Source organism: Caulobacter sp. UC70_42 (assembly GCF_044056025.1).
In the GTDB taxonomy this organism is placed as follows: domain Bacteria; phylum Pseudomonadota; class Alphaproteobacteria; order Caulobacterales; family Caulobacteraceae; genus Caulobacter.
Window position 1 is genome coordinate 4991875 of sequence record NZ_CP171994.1, and the last position, 14769, is coordinate 5006643.

15 protein-coding genes and 1 tRNA gene are annotated in these 14769 nt (G+C 65.6%); 10 read left to right on the forward strand and 6 right to left on the reverse strand.

Annotation, left to right across the window (positions count from 1 at the left end; translation table 11 throughout):
* Positions 1-204 precede the first annotated feature (204 nt).
* Entirely contained in the window at positions 205-2415 is a 2211-nt protein-coding gene (locus tag ACHMW8_RS25085; protein WP_395444129.1) for a hypothetical protein, read from the forward strand.
* A 38-nt stretch (positions 2416-2453) separates the two neighbouring features.
* Here the strand turns inward: ACHMW8_RS25085 and ACHMW8_RS25090 are convergent, their stop codons facing one another.
* The 3 genes from ACHMW8_RS25090 to ACHMW8_RS25100 all read right to left on the reverse strand — a co-directional run bounded on the left by ACHMW8_RS25090 (position 2454) and on the right by ACHMW8_RS25100 (position 3697).
* Positions 2454-2684, reverse strand: a complete 231-nt coding sequence (locus ACHMW8_RS25090; protein WP_395444130.1) for a helix-turn-helix domain-containing protein — start codon at positions 2682-2684, stop codon at positions 2454-2456.
* Positions 2684-2884, reverse strand: a complete 201-nt coding sequence (locus tag ACHMW8_RS25095) for an AlpA family phage regulatory protein (protein ID WP_395444131.1) — start codon at positions 2882-2884, stop codon at positions 2684-2686. The genes ACHMW8_RS25090 and ACHMW8_RS25095 overlap by 1 nt, the downstream gene beginning before the upstream one ends.
* A gap of 201 nt (positions 2885-3085) precedes the next feature.
* Positions 3086-3697, reverse strand: coding sequence for a hypothetical protein (locus tag ACHMW8_RS25100; RefSeq protein ID WP_395444132.1), 612 nt, complete (start codon positions 3695-3697; stop codon positions 3086-3088).
* A gap of 15 nt (positions 3698-3712) precedes the next feature.
* Between ACHMW8_RS25100 and ACHMW8_RS25105 the strand changes: the two genes are divergently transcribed.
* The 4 genes from ACHMW8_RS25105 to ACHMW8_RS25120 are packed head-to-tail and all read left to right on the forward strand — an operon-like array spanning position 3713 to position 5145.
* Entirely contained in the window at positions 3713-3865 is a 153-nt protein-coding gene (locus ACHMW8_RS25105; RefSeq protein ID WP_395444133.1) for a hypothetical protein, read from the forward strand.
* Positions 3866-3906: 41 nt separating this feature from the next.
* Positions 3907-4320: a hypothetical protein gene (locus ACHMW8_RS25110; RefSeq protein WP_395444134.1), complete on the forward strand. Its 414-nt coding sequence runs from the start codon at positions 3907-3909 to the stop codon at positions 4318-4320.
* A complete protein-coding gene (locus tag ACHMW8_RS25115; RefSeq protein WP_395444135.1) occupies positions 4320-4661 on the forward strand; it encodes a sigma factor-like helix-turn-helix DNA-binding protein in 342 nt (113 codons plus the stop codon). The genes ACHMW8_RS25110 and ACHMW8_RS25115 overlap by 1 nt, the downstream gene beginning before the upstream one ends.
* Positions 4651-5145: a hypothetical protein gene (locus ACHMW8_RS25120; RefSeq protein ID WP_395444136.1), complete on the forward strand. Its 495-nt coding sequence runs from the start codon at positions 4651-4653 to the stop codon at positions 5143-5145. Before ACHMW8_RS25115 ends, ACHMW8_RS25120 begins: the two co-directional genes overlap by 11 nt.
* Before the next feature lie 290 nt (positions 5146-5435).
* Here the strand turns inward: ACHMW8_RS25120 and ACHMW8_RS25125 are convergent, their stop codons facing one another.
* A complete protein-coding gene (locus tag ACHMW8_RS25125; protein WP_125159276.1) occupies positions 5436-5684 on the reverse strand; it encodes a hypothetical protein in 249 nt (82 codons plus the stop codon).
* Positions 5685-5828: 144 nt separating this feature from the next.
* Here ACHMW8_RS25125 and ACHMW8_RS25130 point away from each other — a divergent pair, with 144 nt between their 5' ends.
* Positions 5829-6269, forward strand: a complete 441-nt coding sequence (locus ACHMW8_RS25130) for a helix-turn-helix domain-containing protein (RefSeq protein WP_395444137.1) — start codon at positions 5829-5831, stop codon at positions 6267-6269.
* A gap of 8 nt (positions 6270-6277) precedes the next feature.
* On the opposite strand, the gene ACHMW8_RS25135 is transcribed toward ACHMW8_RS25130, so the two are convergent.
* Complete coding sequence (locus ACHMW8_RS25135; protein WP_395444138.1) at positions 6278-6508, reverse strand: conjugal transfer protein TraD; 231 nt, start codon at positions 6506-6508, stop codon at positions 6278-6280.
* A gap of 73 nt (positions 6509-6581) precedes the next feature.
* Positions 6582-6848, reverse strand: a complete 267-nt coding sequence (locus tag ACHMW8_RS25140; protein ID WP_395444139.1) for a conjugal transfer protein TraD — start codon at positions 6846-6848, stop codon at positions 6582-6584.
* A 171-nt stretch (positions 6849-7019) separates the two neighbouring features.
* Here ACHMW8_RS25140 and traA point away from each other — a divergent pair, with 171 nt between their 5' ends.
* The 4 genes from traA to ACHMW8_RS25160 all read left to right on the forward strand — a co-directional run bounded on the left by traA (position 7020) and on the right by ACHMW8_RS25160 (position 14728).
* Positions 7020-9890: a Ti-type conjugative transfer relaxase TraA gene (gene traA / locus ACHMW8_RS25145; RefSeq protein WP_395444140.1), complete on the forward strand. Its 2871-nt coding sequence runs from the start codon at positions 7020-7022 to the stop codon at positions 9888-9890.
* A 9-nt stretch (positions 9891-9899) separates the two neighbouring features.
* Entirely contained in the window at positions 9900-10565 is a 666-nt protein-coding gene (locus tag ACHMW8_RS25150) for a DUF6118 family protein (protein WP_395444141.1), read from the forward strand.
* Positions 10566-10810: 245 nt separating this feature from the next.
* Positions 10811-10884 (forward strand) — tRNA-Cys (locus ACHMW8_RS25155).
* A gap of 628 nt (positions 10885-11512) precedes the next feature.
* Entirely contained in the window at positions 11513-14728 is a 3216-nt protein-coding gene (locus ACHMW8_RS25160) for a hypothetical protein (RefSeq protein WP_395444142.1), read from the forward strand.
* Positions 14729-14769 lie beyond the last annotated feature (41 nt).

Here is a 14769-nt window from a genome sequence, read left to right on the forward strand (position 1 = left end):
TCGAAGCCATCTGGCTGGCATAGACTGACAATCTAGTGTGTCGGGAACAACGCGTTATATCTCAAACACGGGGATAGAGCCGACGCCCTCATCTGCAATTTCACTCAATTTGCAGGCATCGCGGAGTGGACCAGCTCCACCCTGGATGGTCTGATCCTTGCTGATTCGACGGGCGCGCTCTCGCGGACGTTGTGCGGGCGGCAGATGGTCTCGATTAACACCAACACCAACCAGCAGGCGGCGCTTCAGCTTTTGAACGCTAATGCGCGCGAGTTGGACAGTGTGCAGAAGCGATTGGCGACAGGACTTGATATCGCCTCGGCCAAGGACGACGGCGCCATTTGGGGGATGGCCGTTCACGCCAAGAGCGATCTGGCTTCGTATGAAACCCTCAGTCGTGCGCGCGATCATGCCATTGGCCTGAACGACGTCACTTTGGCGGCGACAGAAGCAGTCTCGGATCTCGTCGACCGGCTCAACGAATTGGCCTTGGCGGCCGCGGACAACTCGCTGTCGGACCGTCAGCGCGCTACGCTCGATCAGCAGTTCCAGGCGCTGAAGCGCCAGATTGATCGAACCGTCGGCTCAGCCACTTTTGACGGCATCAATCTGCTCAATAGCAACGGGTCCAACTTCCTCGACTATGGCCCCGCCGTCTATGAGGATGCCACGAACGCGCAATCGATCTCATGGGGTTCGCCGCTTCGTACAAATCAGGAGCCCGTCGCGGGCGACCCTATCGATCTCCATTTTGGTTTTTCGGGTTCTGGTCTTCAGTCCGAGAAGATCGAGGGTACGGTCACCTATAAGCTGCGGTACTTCGATGCCGGCGGTCCCGTCGACCAGGTTCTAGCCAGCCACACCATCCCGGCCTCTACGACCGTGGGCCCAGGCCTGCCGATCTATGACGCGGCCGCCACGGCCACGATGCCTTCCATCCCGACCACCGCCACCAGCGTCCAAATCTATGCGGAATACTCTGGACGCTATCCCTCTCCCGATGGAGAACCGGTGGAGGACCTCGTCGCCAATGGCGGCCCCCGCAGCGACTTCCTGGCCGAGGGCGTCCCTCACCTTCTGACTCAGTGGAACGAGCGCGACTGGACGGCCGCGCCTCAAGCTCAGGTCGCTCATGACCTCGGCGCTGGCGTCATCAGGGTCGTCGACGACGCCACCCCCTCGGTTTCCGTGAGCGGGGGCACCGAACCCGGCTCGGTGATCTCCGGCAAACTTCGGCTCGATGACCTTGATCTTGGCATCGATGCGATGGGCGCCGACGCGACCATTTACTACGACGTCTTCGACGCCTCGCTGGGGACCTGGGTCAACAAGGCGTCGGTCGCCGCCAGTTCTGTCGCCTATGGCGCCGCTTCGCCGCCACTGGACCTGGCCTACAGCATCACCTTGCCCAATCCAGCGCCCAACGAGGATTTCTCGGTGGGCCGCCTTCGCGCAGAGGTCACCACCCGACACGACGGCGGCGCGACGATCGGCGCTGGAGGCCCCAGTGTCCTGCCCGGCTCGACAGTGGCCGTCAATGGCTCGGGCACGACCTATCCGTCCTCGTCGTTCCTGGAAGCGGCCCAGCTCGGCGCCCGGGTCTACGGGACGCTGCAGCCGCAAAGCACCGTTCCGGGCGAAACCTATGACGCCGATACCGACATCGTGCTGCGATGGAACGATGCTGGCGGCTGGCACGAGCAGGTGCTGGGCAGCAAAAGTCTGTCGGGCCTTTCGTCGGACGCTCCCGCTCCGCAGTCAGCCTTCAACTTTCGCATTCCCGACGTCGCGTCCGGCGCCAGCCAAGCCGAGATCGTGGCGCGCACGGCGATCACCCATGACCCCGCCGGCGCGGCGAGCGTGGAAAACCACGAAGTCCAACTGCGCGGTTGGGACGGCGTCACGCCGAGTACCTCGCAGACCAAGTCGATCACGATCGGACAATTTAGCAATACGGTCGCGCCGCTCGCAAAGGACCCGCGGCGCCTGGAAATCGCGACCAAGATCGAGACCCTCGACAGCATCACCGGCGACAGCACGCCCATCCGCGAGAAGGACACGCGAACCGTGGGCCTTACCGGCCTACAGTTGGAGAAGACCTCGGTCGCAACAGTCGACCAGGCCGCCAAAGCGCTCAGGGCCCTCAAGGCTGCCAAGGCGCGCGTGCTGGTCCAGGCCCGCTACTACGCCGGCCGCAGCGAAGCGTTCGCGTCGGCCAAGGCGATGGAAGACAAGATCTACGACCAGACTCGTATCAACTTGGGCAGTCTCATTGACGCCGACCTTGGCAAGGAGGCCGCGCGTCTCGAAGCCGCCAAGGCCAAACAGGGCTTGCTAGGACAGGCGTTGTCGATCGCCAACCGACTGCCGGCCATGGTGCTCAGCCTTTTCCAGACGACCCGTCCGGTGCGCTAAGCGCAAAGCCTAGCCGTCCGAGGATCAGGCGGAACATATCACCGGCGACTGAGCGTTTGACCCTTGTCGTGTGACGAACCATCGAGATCATCCAAATAACGCTCAAGCTCAGCTTGGCGCACCAGGGTTCTGGAGCCCTCCTTTAAAATCCGGATTTTGCCCGCCGCGACGAGCTCGTAGAACCGGCTCCGGCTAATCGCCAACACCTCGGCGGCTTCGCGCACGCGGTAGGCCATTCGTGGCGGAGGAGGATGATCAGAAGCGCTCATCAGAGTTTCTCCGGCCGGTATCCGGCCGGATCGGCGATCCAGAGGTTGATCGCCAACTCCCGCCAACCGGCGCCGTGGACGCTGATCGGCACCTGACGAGGAAAGGTGCCCTCGCCCATCTTCCGATAGAGCGTTGAGCGACTGAGGCCCGTGCGCGCGAGCACGGTCTTGAGGCGGACGATGCGGTCGAGGTCTGCCATCGTTTTAGCTCCGCAGAACGAGATCTGAAGGCATTCGATGGACCACAATTGGATCGCGCGCCGCTGGCGGCAAGGCCCCGCGGGGCCAGATCGTACTCTGGGAAACAAAGACAGGCCCTAGGCGCCTCTAGCGAAGGTGAGAACGTACCTGCATGACGCTGGCTGCGCTTTGGCGCTGCCAATTTCGTTCTGGGTTCCGGACTAGCTGCGCTCCTCGCGCCGCCGCAATTCGTTCTCGACGGCTTCGCGAATGAAGGCGGCAAGCTGGTGAGGACCTAGCAGCGCCTCGATACGGCGCACGGTTTCCACCGGCAACCTGACCGTCGTCTGCTTCAATCCAAGCGCGGGGCGTCCCATAGGCTCATGCCTATCGGGTGACGCATGGCCTTCCAACCCAATCACAGCAGTCATCGTCGGAAAATTGACATAACCGATATCGCTTATATATAAGCGATATCGGTTATGGAGGCAACCATGCACGTTCGGTGTTCGCGAACTGATCAGGCTGGCGGTGGAGGGCATATCCAGGTCTCTCGCCGACGCATGCTCGCCGGAGTAACGGCAGCGCCGTTGGCGCCTAGCCCAGTCCAAGTTCCCGGTTTCCCAGATCGATCCATTCAGGTCTGTAGGCGCTGGCTCGCTATCGACGCCGAACAACGCCGCCTTCAACTTGAATGGGGCACGCTGGAAGGCCGGCTGATCACCCACCACAGCTGGTACAAACTCACGCCCGCCCAGCAGGCCGAAATCCCCGAGGGCGCTAGGCTCGCCGAGATCGACGCGCGGCTCGATTTGCTGGAGGTCGAGGGACACGCGCTCCTCAAGGCCATGCGTCCGAAACCAGCCAAGAGCATCGAGGCGGTCGTCGCCAACCTGGCGGTGGCGGCGCGCCTAATCTTCGTGGAAGACCATCCGCAAGCCCACGGCCTGATCACCCGCGCGGCCCGCGACCTCGCGGCCTTATCCTCTGGTGGCAAGTGACACGCCGTGTTGCCCGACGACGCGACGACGCGGACCGCCCCTTGGCGGGTACGTTCCGCCGTAACGCGGCCGGCTTCCACGAAGGGGCCGAGGCGATCCTGACGCGCCACCCCGACGGCGGCCGCTACTTCCTGGCCATCGCCATCGAACTTGCGCTGAAAGCGTACCTGCTCGACCGAGGGATCAGCGACAACTGGAACCGCGTCTACCTCCGGCACGATCTCGTCAAAGCGCTGCGGTTCGCGCGCCGCGCCGGCTTTATCGGCGCTCCCGCCAAGCTTCCCGAATTGGCCATGCGCCTCAGCCCTTACTATAGCGTCCACGCCATCTCGGAGATGTCGCCGCACGCCATCAGATCGGTCTGTTGGGTGGAGGCTTGCGAAACTGTCGGCGCGCTCATCGACGCCGTCGTTGAGGCCGCCGAGGCGGATGATTGTCGAGAAGGCGCAGCGTGATGACCCGCCTTCGCCTGCCTTGGCCGTTTGTCGTCAGCCAGTGGTGGCGCTGCCGACATCCCCGGCTGTGGCGCGGCCGAACCTTCGATCCGCACGAAAGCCAGCAGGTCATGAGCTATTCGGTCCTACGCCTTCGCCGCGAGACGCGCGACGTCTTCCTGCTCAACCACATCAAGGCGCTCGACTACGCGCTGATCGCGCGCCACCTCGATCTCTCCATCGCGGACGTCCAAACGCACTTGGCCGACGCGCTCTTCGAGATCTCGCGCACGGTCGACTTGATCGAGCGTGTCCGTCCTCCATCCAAACTGTCCAAAGCGGAGCATCCCGATGTCCGATGACAAGGACCCCTTCGCCGTATCGCGGCGCGTCGTGATCGGCGCCGCCAGCGCCGCGCCGGTCGCTGCCGGCGCCGGAGGTGGCGCACTCGCGGACCCAGCCGTCGCCCGCTGCGCTGAGTGGATGGCGCTCGACGCGGAGATCGATCGCCTTGGCCTGCGCTGGTCGGACCTGGAGGCAATCCTCGTGCGTCAGAAGCGATGGGAGCGCATGACGCCAGAGGAGCGCGGAGAGATGTTGCCCTCCGAAGAGATGGCCGCGATCGATGCGCAGCTAAAGCCGCTGTTCGAGCAACGCGAGGCGTGGCTGGAGGCTCTTCCTGCTGTGCGCGCCATCGACATGCATGGCGTCGCCGCCAAGCTGGAAGTGGCGCTACAAGTCATGGTCCATCAGCAGGGCGACGGATACGACCTCTTCAAGGCGACGATGGACGAGCTGCGCACCGCGCGCTGCCCAAACTGCCGGGCGCCCGTTTGCCAACGCTAGCCGCGCCCCTCCCGGCGGCCGTCTTGCCCACCCCAAGCTGCGGGCGCCAGGACCGCAACGGTCGGTGCTCGCCCTGGAGCGCTTGGAGAGCCTCTGCCGGGCGGGATGGTGCGGGTCAAGGGCGGCTTCGCCGTCGCTCCGCGAGACGCCCGAAGGGCGTCCCCTTGACGCGCGCCAGCCCGTCCGGCCCTTGTTCCACCAAGCGATCCAGGGCGTCTTGTCTCCGAGCGCAGGTCGGCGGCGGCTTCCCGTCCGGGGGCACGGCGGACAGGCCCGACCGGGCGTTCGGCTCAGCGCACGCGCTTGAAGCGCACGCGATCCTTACCGGTGACAAGAAAGGCGTCATAGCCAGCGTCGCCCCAGGCCTTACGCTGCACTTGGCTGGTGTGTGGATCGGTGGTGTTGGCCCACCACTGTTGGCGGGCCGCGCTCTTGGGGAGCATGGCGCCGAGGATGCGCTCGATCTCGGCGAAGGTCAGTTCGAGTTCGTCTTGACGCTGGCGACGCAGATGACCCGACAGGGGATCGTACTTGGGCATCCCTCAACATGGCGGATTGATCCGAAGGCGTCGAATCCAGGGGCGCTAGCGTAACTGGAGAACGACCTTGAACAGCCACCGCGCAGGATCTTCTTGCGCCGCCAAGAACCTTTCCGGTTGGCGCCTCGCCGGCCAACCGCTGCGATGGAGACTTTCGTGACCGATACGCCTGAAACCCGCACGCCCAATGTCGTCGATCTCCACGTCGGTGGTCGTGTACGGATGCGCCGCAAGATGCTGGGTATCAGCCAGGAGGCGCTGGCGGGTGCGCTGGGGCTCACCTTCCAGCAGGTTCAGAAGTACGAGCGCGGCGCCAATCGCGTCAGCGCCAGCAAGCTCTATGAGATCGCCAAAACGCTTCAGGTCCCGGTGTCATACTTCTTCGATGGACTCCCCGACCCCATGACCAGCGAAGTCGATGAGGTCGGCGCCGCCGCCGAGCGCGTCGTCACCGAGTTCCTGAACACGCCCGAAGGCCTGGAACTGGCCGAGATGTTCCCGAAGATCGGCCGGGGCCGGGTCCGTCGCCAGGTCCTCGATCTCGTGCGCGCCATGGCCGAAGACGAAACCCGCGAAAAGGGCTGAGGCAAGGCTCAACGGTCTTCAAAGGCCGAGCGAGCCTCCGCCTCGAACGCGCGCTTCCCGCCGCGCCGCCAGAGGGCCAGGGTATGGTCGCGATCTTCGCCCCGTAGCATCATCGCCAGGGTCAGGAATGCACCGTAGAGCGCGGCGCGATCGTCGCGGGTCAGCTCGACGAGGCCGGCCTTCTGAACCAGGCCGCCCAGCTCGATCAGGTGGCGGGTGCGCTCGCGCCGCTTCACCACCCAGGCCCGCGCATCCGTCCTGGCCCGCTGTGCCTCAAGCCTGTGTCGCGCCGCTGTGGTTCGCCGGGCCGCGTCATTGGTCGCCGCCAATAGCGCGCGGAGGTTCACCCCTGCCGCTGCGAAAGAACCCCGCGCCGCGTTTGCGCCACTCCGCCTTGCGGGCCGCGTCCTTCGTCTCGACCAGGCCAAGCAGCCCGCCCGCCAAGGTCTCGACATCCAGCGCGTCGGCCCCGGTAGCGATGACCAATTCGCCGAGCTGTTTGATCTTCCGCTCCTTCAGCGTCCTGGCCTTGCCTTCCAGCGTCTTCAGTTCTGCATCAAAGTCCCGAGGTTTGCGCATCGCAGTCTCCATGATGGCGGGATGCGCACAGGATAAAACAGCGGGTCTCGGAATGCTGTAATGTCGCCGGAACACACTGGGACGGGTCGGTCCCTCCCGAGATTTTAATCTTGGAGGGCGCGCTTATACGTCGTGCCGACGTGCGCTTAAGGCAGTAAGTGGTCTGTCGCCATGGCGATCTACCACTTCAGCGTCAAAGTCATCAGCCGCGCCACCGGGGCCAGCGCCGTGGCCTCGGCCGCCTATCGCTCGGCCTCGAGGCTGCACGATGAGCGGCTGGATCGCGACCACGACTTCACCAACAAGAGCGGCGTCGTCCATTCGGAAGTCATATTGCCGGACGGCGCGCCCGAGCATCTGTCGGACCGCGCGACGCTTTGGAATGCGGTCGAAGCCGGCGAGAAGCGCAAAGACGCCCAGCTCTCCCGCGAGGTCGAGTTCGCCATTCCGCGCGAGATGGACCAAGCCCAGGGGATTGAACTGGCCCGCGACTTCGTGCAGCGCGAGATGGTCGATCGCGGCATGGTCGCCGACCTCAATGTGCATTGGGACATCGGACCGGACGGCCTGGCCAAGCCCCACGCCCACGTCATGCTGACTATGCGTGAGGTTGGGCGCGAGGTCGGCGAAGACGGCTTCGGCGCCAAGGTCCGCGATTGGAACCGCACCGAGCTGGTCGAGCACTGGCGGGAGGCGTGGGCCGACCACGTCAACGAGCGGCTAGCCCAGCTCGACATTGATGCGCGGATCGACTGCCGAAGCCTGGAACACCAGGGCATCGACCTTGAGCCGCAGCACAAGATCGGACCGGCCGCCGGACGTCGAGCTGACGAGGGCCTGGAGGCCGATCGGCTCGACGAGCACCACAAGATCGCGCGGGGCAATGGCGAGCGGATCATCGCCGATCCGCGCATTGCTCTGGACGCCATCACCAAGCAACAGGCGACCTTCACCCGCCGCGATCTTGCGATGTTCATCCACCGACATTCGGACGGCAAGGAGCAGTTCGACCGCGCCATGATTGCGGTGCAGACCTCGCCCGAGATCGTAGCGCTGGGCCAGGACGGGCGCGGCCAGGACCGCTTTACCAGCCGCGAGATGATCGCCATCGAGGATCGGCTGCATCGCGCCGGTGAAGTGATGGCGGATCGCCGAGCGCACGGCGTCAGTAAGCTGGAGCAGCGTCGCGCCTTGGCGCGCGCCGAGCAGCGCGGTCTCGTCCTCTCCGGGGAACAGAAGGCAGCGTTCGAGCACGTCACCGAGGGCCGGGATCTTGGCGTCGTCGTCGGCTACGCCGGCACCGGCAAGTCGGCGCTCCTGGGCGTGGCGCGCGAGGCCTTGGAGGACGCCGGCTATCGCGTCCAGGGCCTGTCGCTGTCGGGCATCGCCGCCGAGAACCTGGAGGGTGGATCGGGCATCGCTTCGCGCACCATCGCCAGCCTGGAGCACCAGTGGGCGAAAGACCGCGAGTTGCTCGACGCGCGCGACGTGCTGGTCATCGACGAAGCCGGCATGATCGGCTCGCGGCAGATGGAGCGGCTGTTGTCGGCGGCCGAGAAGGCCGGGGCCAAGGTGGTGCTGGTCGGTGATCCCGAGCAGCTCCAGGCCATCGAGGCCGGCGCGGCCTTCCGGTCGATCGCCGAGCGTCACTCCCATGTCGAGATCACCCAGGTTCGCCGCCAGCATGATGACTGGCAGCGCGACGCCACCCGGCTTCTGGCGACGGGCCGGACTGGCGACGCCCTGGCAGCTTACGAGGCGCGCGGCATGGTCCATGCGGCGCAGACCCGCGACCAGGCGCGAGAGGATCTGGTCGAGCGTTGGGACCGCGAGCGGGTGGCCGAGCCCGGCAAGAGCCAGATCATCCTCACCCACACCAATGACGAGGTGCGCGATCTCAACCTGATCGCCCGCCAGCGGTTGCGTCAGGCCGGCGCCTTGGGCGAGGACGTGACGGTGAAGGCTGAGCGCGGCGAGCGGTCGTTCGCGACCGGCGATCGACTGATGTTCTTGAAGAACGATCGCGGGCTGGGCGTGAAGAACGGCATGCTCGGCGAGATCGAGCAGGTCTCGCCCACGCAAATGACCGTGCGGCTCGATGCGGGCCGATCTGTCGTCTTTGACCTGAAGGACTACGCCCAGGTCGATCACGGCTATGCTGCCACCATCCACAAGAGCCAGGGCGTCACGGTCGATCGCACCCACGTGCTGGCCACGCCGGGGATGGATCGGCACGGCGCCTATGTGGCCCTGTCGCGCCATCGCGATAGCGTCCAGATCCATTACGGCCACGACGAGTTTGAGGATCTTGGCAAGCTGACCCGCGTGCTATCGCGCGAGCGGGCCAAGGACATGGCCAGCGATTTCGCCGAGCGGCGCGACATTCATGTGCCGACGTCGATGCGGCCCAAGGAGCCGCCGGAGCGCAAGCGCGGGATGTTCGCCGGGTTCAGGCCGAGCAGTCCGGCGCGTCAGCCGGCGGGGCCAGCCCGGGAGGTCGGTCAGTTCGACCAGAACCGGGCGATCGAACGCCATGCGCGCGCCGCGGGCGACGTCATGGGCATGCACGACCGCGGCTTGCCGGTGCTCGCGCATCAGCGGCAGGCGCTGGAGCAGGCGCGCAAGGCGATGGCAAAGATCGGCCCGCACGCGGCCAAGGATCTGGAGCGGGCCTATGTCCGCGACCCGGCCTTGGCCGGCGAGACCGCTTCGGGCCGTACGCAAAGGGCGATCCGGGTCCTGCAGCTTGAAGCCGAGGTCCGCGCCGATCCGCGTCTGCGCGCCGATCGCTTCGTCGAACGCTGGCAGGACCTGGAGCGGCGGCGATCAGCACTACACTTCGAAGGCGACATGACCGGCGCCCGGCAGGTCAAGGAAAGCATGGGCGCGATGGCCAAGAGCCTGGCGCGCGATCCGCAGGTGGAGTCGCTGCTGCGCGGGCGACGGGCCGAGCTTGGGCTGCCTTCCGAGATAGGGCGCACCGTGGGTCAGGGCTTGTCGCAATACCTGGGCCTCGGCCGAGGCCGTGGGCTTGGCTTGTAGGAGACGGTGATGGATCAGGATGTCGAACCGGAAGAACGGGCCGATCCGGCGGTCGCAGCGTTCGAGGCGCTTCGGCGTGAGGTGGCGTTGCTCAATGTCGCCATCGCAGGTCTGGCGGCCGAGCGGGCGGCGGCGCCCGACTACAATGAAACCCTCGGCGAAATTGCCAAAGGCGTGTCGTTGGCCGTCGGGCGGCTCGGGAAGATATTGGTCAGCCCGGCCTTGGCGATGAGCCCTACCGAAGTGGCGCAAAGGATCGCGGCGGCGGGCGAAGCGGCTCGACGGCAGGACCGGGCGGCTTTGCACCAGGCGCAGGAGCGCTTTGCCCGCGCGACGAACGATCTTGAGCGTTGGATCGATGGCGCGCGCCTGTTGACCAATCAGAACCGGCGCCTGGGTCAGATAGCTTGCGCCGGGATTGTCACGGGCCTGCTTCTTGGCGCCTGGCTGCCTGGCGCGGTGGCTCGGGTCGCGCCGGAACGGTGGGCCTGGCCCGAAAAAATGGCGGCGCATGTTCTCCGCATGGCCCCTTGGCCAGCCGGCGAGCGCATGCTGGAGGTCGCGGACCCGATGCGCTGGCAAGCGATGGTCGCCGCCAAGACCAACGAGCGGGCCGAAGAGCGTTGCGCGCCTAGGCTCGGTTCGCGCGGAGCCGAGAACCGGAGACATCGCTGAGCCGGGGCCACCCCGCGACACCGAGGACCAAAAGTCTGCAATTAAGCGGGTTGACAACGATGACGATAAGTAGCAATTATGGGGTGCGCATGATCAGTCCCATCTGATGGAGGCGCTGAGCAACCGATCGAGCTCGGCGCCCCTTGCCCACGAGACGATCGCGCGAAATTCTGAGTTGCGGCCCCGCCGACGCTCCTGTATCGAACGCCCTCCCCGCCGACGTGATTTGCGTCGTCGACCCGGATGGCCCGGTGGCGGAGTGGTTACGCAGCGGACTGCAAATCCGTGCACCCCGGTTCGATTCCGGGCCGGGCCTCCAAATATCTCACGAATACTTTTGATTACAGTATTCACCAAGATGCGCCTGCGGCTCGCCAACCAGCGTTAGTCCCCTTTCAAGGCTGTTACTCGGCCTATCCTGAAGCGCCTTCATCGAGGCCTGGAGCCAGGCAAGCGGGATCGATCGACGGGCGACGCCGTCTCGTTCACCCTTGCGTGGCCCGTTTCACCAACGCGCTGAACCGTCTTTGGCGCGACGACGCTGGCCAGACGACCACCGCATACGGCGCCGCCATCGGCTTGCCCCATGGGCCATCTTGCGGGACGCCCACCGCCTCAAGATCGCTCCAGAATGACGCCATCGAGCGCCTTTAGCGCGCTCACGCGCCAGGCCAAGTGATCGATGTGATGCGTCTTGACACAATACGATGAGCCCCGTGCTGGCGCGAGCCCGCCATAGTGAGCGGCTGGGCCACGCAATCGCATTCATACTGCATGGATCGACCCGCGAGGGCGGACTTGCTGCGCGGTGTCCATCCCCGATTTCGCCTCAACCAGCGGGCGAGAAATAAACTTATCAGGCTGTTGAAAAGTTCAGGCGGGTGTAACAGTGCGCAACATAAAGGTGCGCCGAGACGACGGCGAACCGAAAAACTTGGGAGGGCGAGATGAGCTACACGACCGAGGAACTCGTTAAGGCTTATACCGCCGTTCATGTGGGCGTCGTGCCGCCCCCAGAGGTCCGCGCCACCTTTATGGCCGTGGCCGGTGGCGGCGCCAGCGACAGCCAGATCCTGAGCAACATCCTCAACGGCGCGGACAACAGCACGGCTCTGGCCGTAATGAGCTACCAGTTCTTCACGGGCAGGAGCCCAACTCAGGTCGGCATGAGCTACCTGGTGAATTCACCTTACAATCCGACCGACCTCAACGACGCCTATTACAGCGGTTTCAATATCGAGAACCGCTACATTAATTTCGCCGCCAATTTGGGCGTCGTCGGAGAGGGCGCGTTCGCGTTCGCCAACAAGTATGGCGAGATGAGCTTCGCCGACTATGTCGCCTCGATCTATCAGACCATTATCGGCCGGACCATGGCCACCACGGCCGGCGTCGACGTCGACGCCGCCATCGCCTACCTGATCAGCACCAAGGCCGCCGTCCAGGCGACCGTGGCCGCGGCCGGCGTCATCAACGCCAACTCGACGCCGACCCAGATCGATCTGGCCGTGAAAGCGGCGATGGCGGGCCTGGTCATGGCCGCGGCGATCAAGGCGGACATCGGGCTCTATGCCGCCGCCACGGACAACTTCATGGTCGCCCTGGCCACGGGCACGGCGGTCTACGGCACCGACATCACCAAGACCTACGCGCCGTCGGCCGACACGTTCGCTCATGGCACCGGCAAGGCGATCGACCGAGACGTCCCGCTTACCCCGACGACGCCCACGGCCCCGGCGGACTCGGCTCGCACGTTGCGGCTGACAACCGGCACAGATAGCCTCGCCGGCGGGACCGCCAACGACACCTTCAACGCCGATGACGCCGACGGCCTGGGCGGCCACTTCGCGGTGCTCACCACCGGCGACACCCTGAACGGCGGCGCCGGTAACGACACCCTCAACATCGTCAGTGGCGCCGGCGCGACCCTGACCCTGCCGGTCGTCACGGTGACCGGGATCGAGACCGTCAACGTTACAGGCGACAATAGCGTCACGGCCAACACCGCCGCCTGGACCGGCGTCACGGCTCTGAACGTGACCAGCGTCGGCGCAGCGACCGTCACGGCCGCAGCCGGCGTCGCGATCACGACCACCGCCTCGTCTCAGGCCTCCGGCAACATCACCGTCGACGGCGGGAGCAACGTCACTATCACGGCCACCGGCGCGACCACCGGTAACGTCACGGTTGGCAACACGGTCGCGCCCACGGGTTCGATCGTTGTCAGCCGGACGTCGAGCGTGACAGGCAACGCCGGCGTCATTACCGTGAATGGCGGCACGACGGTCGACATCACCCAGGTCGCCACCAACGCTGTCGCCACCACCCAAACCTACGGCACGATCGTGGTCAACGGTGGCGCGACGACAACGTCGGTCTCGGTTCACAACCCCGCCAAGGCGACCGCCTCCGGCTCAGTGGCGGGCGTCAACGGCAACACCGTCTCCATCATCGATAAGAATGGCAGCGGCGCCTCAACCAAAAGCACGATCACCTCGATCAGCGTCGATGGCGCCACGACCGTCGGCATCCAAGACAACGCCCTGTCGTCCCTCAGCGTCGCCCACACCAGCGGCAACCTGATCATCGACAACTCCAGCAGCCTCGCCAGCGGCGATCTTACCAAGACGCTGAACCTGACCATCAGCGGCACGACCGGCGGCACGCTGGACGACGCCGACGTCTACACCACGCTGAACGTTACGACGGGGAGCGAGAACTCGGTTCTGGCCAACCTCACCTTCGGTGGGATGACTGCGTTAAACATCGGCGGGTCCAGCAAGCTGACCTTCACCAGCACGGCTGGCTCGACCGCGCTGCAGACGGTGACGGTCACCGGCGCCGCCGGCATCACCGCCAACCTCTCGGGCGCCACCGTCACCTCGGTGAACGCCTCGGCCACCAGCGGCGCCAACACCGTGACGATCGACGCCAGCAAAGCCACCTTCTCGGGCGGCTCGGGCGTGGACACCGTCGTCCTCACCGCAACCGCGGCGAACAAGGGCCTTACCCTCGGCCTTGGCAACGACAGCCTGGACATCACCGCCGTACCGACGGTGACCGGCGGCACTTTTGATGCTGGCGGCGGCACGCAAGACGTCCTGAAAATGTCGGCCGCCCAGGCCGCTACCGCCTCGGGTTCGGGGGTCTTCGCCACCACCTTCACCAACTTCGAGCGCCTGGTCCTGACCGGCTCGACCAACCAGACGATCGATCTGGCTGTCATCGGTCCCTACCATCACGTCACCACAAGCGGTGGCAACGGCCTGACCCTCAACAACTTCTCGTCGGGTGACACCCTGGTGCTGAACGGCGCGGGCACGGCCTACACGGTCGGGGCCGGCAACTTCGGTGGCGGTTCCGACGCCTTCAACCTGCAGCTGACCGACGGCTCGACCGCTGGCGTCTCCTTCGCCTCCACCGGGATCACCGCCACCGGTGTCGAAATCCTCAACGTCAGCACCGCTGACACCCAGACCACCCCCACCGGGTCGTTTAAGGACTCGGTGACCTGGCTGGGCAACACCGTCCAGACGATCAACGCCAGCGGCAACGCCGGCCTGACTCTGACGGCGACCAGCACGGCCCTGACCACGGTCGACGCCAGCGGCATCACCCTGGGCGGCTTCTCCTGGACGTCAGGCGCCCTCGCCGGCTCCGCGACGATCAAGGGCTCCACCACGGGCGCCAACACGGTCAACTTCGCCGCGGCCCTCGGCGACAACGCCTATACCGGCGGCACGGGCGTCGACACCATCACGGCGAACGGCGGCCAGAACACGATCAATGTGGGTACCGGCAATGACGTGGTGAATGTCACGGCCGCCAACGTCGCCAGTGACACGGTCTTCACGACGATCACCGGCTTCGGCACCGGCGACAAGCTGGGCCTCACCGCTCAAGGCGGCGCCGCCACTGCGACGACGCTGGGCGCTGAGGTCACCGGTCAGGCCAGCCTGGCGGCCTATCTCGACGCCGCCGCCGCCGGCGACGGCAGCGGTGTGGCGCTCGTGCAATGGTTCACGTTCGGCGGCGATACCTACGTCGTTCAGGACTCGAGCGCCAACGCGACGTTCGATGCCGGTATAGACATCGTGGTCAAGCTGGTCGGTGGCCCAAGCCTGACCACCTCGAGCTTCGCCGCGGGCGTCCTCACGGTCTAGTCGCAGAGCCTTCAAGCTGGACGCGGCGGGCCGAAAACCTC